Source organism: Bradyrhizobium sp. SHOUNA76, from assembly GCF_023006445.1.
Lineage (GTDB): Bacteria > Pseudomonadota > Alphaproteobacteria > Rhizobiales > Xanthobacteraceae > Bradyrhizobium.
The window spans coordinates 1-1,046 of sequence record NZ_JALBHA010000952.1 but is presented as its reverse complement, the minus strand read 5'-3'; the positions used below and the strand labels follow the sequence as shown (position 1 = coordinate 1,046).

Genomic DNA, 1,046 nt, shown 5'->3' with positions numbered 1-1,046 from the left:
CGGCGATCCCGAGCGGCAGGGCGGAGCTCGGCGCCGGCGAGACGCCGTCATCCCGCGCCATGATACGGAAGATCATCGAGCGGGAAATCGCGAAGACCGATTTACCGGCCGATATCGCCGAAGCGGTCGTCTTCGTCGAGAGCGGCTACAATTCGGCCGTCGTCGGCAGCGTTGGCGAGATCGGCCTGATGCAGGTGCGGCCCGAGACGGCGGCGATGCTGGGCTTCCGGGGCACCGAGGCGGAGCTCGCCGAACCCGACATCAACATCCATTACGGGGTGCTTTATCTCGGTCGGGCCTGGCGCCTGGCGGGCGGGGACATCTGCCGCGCCCTCATGAAATACCGGGCGGGCCATGGCGAGGAAGAGATGACGCCGCGGTCGCAGGTCTATTGCAACCGGGCCCGTAACCGCCTTGTCGCCATGAATTCGCGGGCTCTGGACGCCGAGGTCGCGGCCGTTCCGGATCCGGCGCCCCGGCCGACTCCCGCAGCTCCTGCGGCGACTCCGGTAAAGCCGGCGCCCCGTCCGAAGATGTCGGTGCAGCCCAAAACGGTCTATGCCCGCTATCGTCAAGGCACCGCGGCCGCCAGCCGCGCCTATTGGGCCGCCCACGAGGCCCGGGTCAGCCAGATCAAGGCTCGCGTCGAAGCGCGATGGAAACGCGTCGCATCGCGCTGAAGATATGCTCTATTGTTTGAGCATGATCTTTTCGGAAAACCGCTGCACACTTTGCGCTCACGCGGCCCTTCGGGTCCGGATCATGCTCTACAGCCGCTCGCTGAGCGCGAGCTTGTAGCCGACGCCGGTGACGGTCGCGATCACGGGCGAACCGCTGCCGACGAGCTTGCGGCGCAGCCGCGCCACCAGCGCGTCGACCGTGCGGATGTCGACCTCGGCCTGACGATTACTGACAACCTCGATCAGATAGTCGCGGCTGAGCGGCCGTCCGTCGGCGCCGACCAGCGCGGCGAGCAGATCGAATTCGGCGCGGGTCAGCGCCACCGGCTTGCCGTCGCTACCGAGCAATTCGCGCCGGGTCAGGTC

The 1,046-nt window shown here is 67.5% G+C and carries 2 protein-coding genes; one reads left to right on the top strand and one right to left on the bottom strand.

Annotation, left to right across the window (positions count from 1 at the left end; translation table 11 throughout):
- Positions 1-5: 5 nt before the first annotated feature.
- Complete coding sequence (locus tag MOV74_RS38890; RefSeq protein WP_247008221.1) at positions 6-680, top strand: transglycosylase SLT domain-containing protein; 675 nt, start codon at positions 6-8, stop codon at positions 678-680.
- 87 nt (positions 681-767) lie between these two features.
- Here the strand turns inward: MOV74_RS38890 and MOV74_RS38885 are convergent.
- Positions 768-1,046: winged helix-turn-helix domain-containing protein (locus MOV74_RS38885; RefSeq protein WP_246932889.1), on the bottom strand; the 279-nt coding region annotated here is incomplete at its 5' end.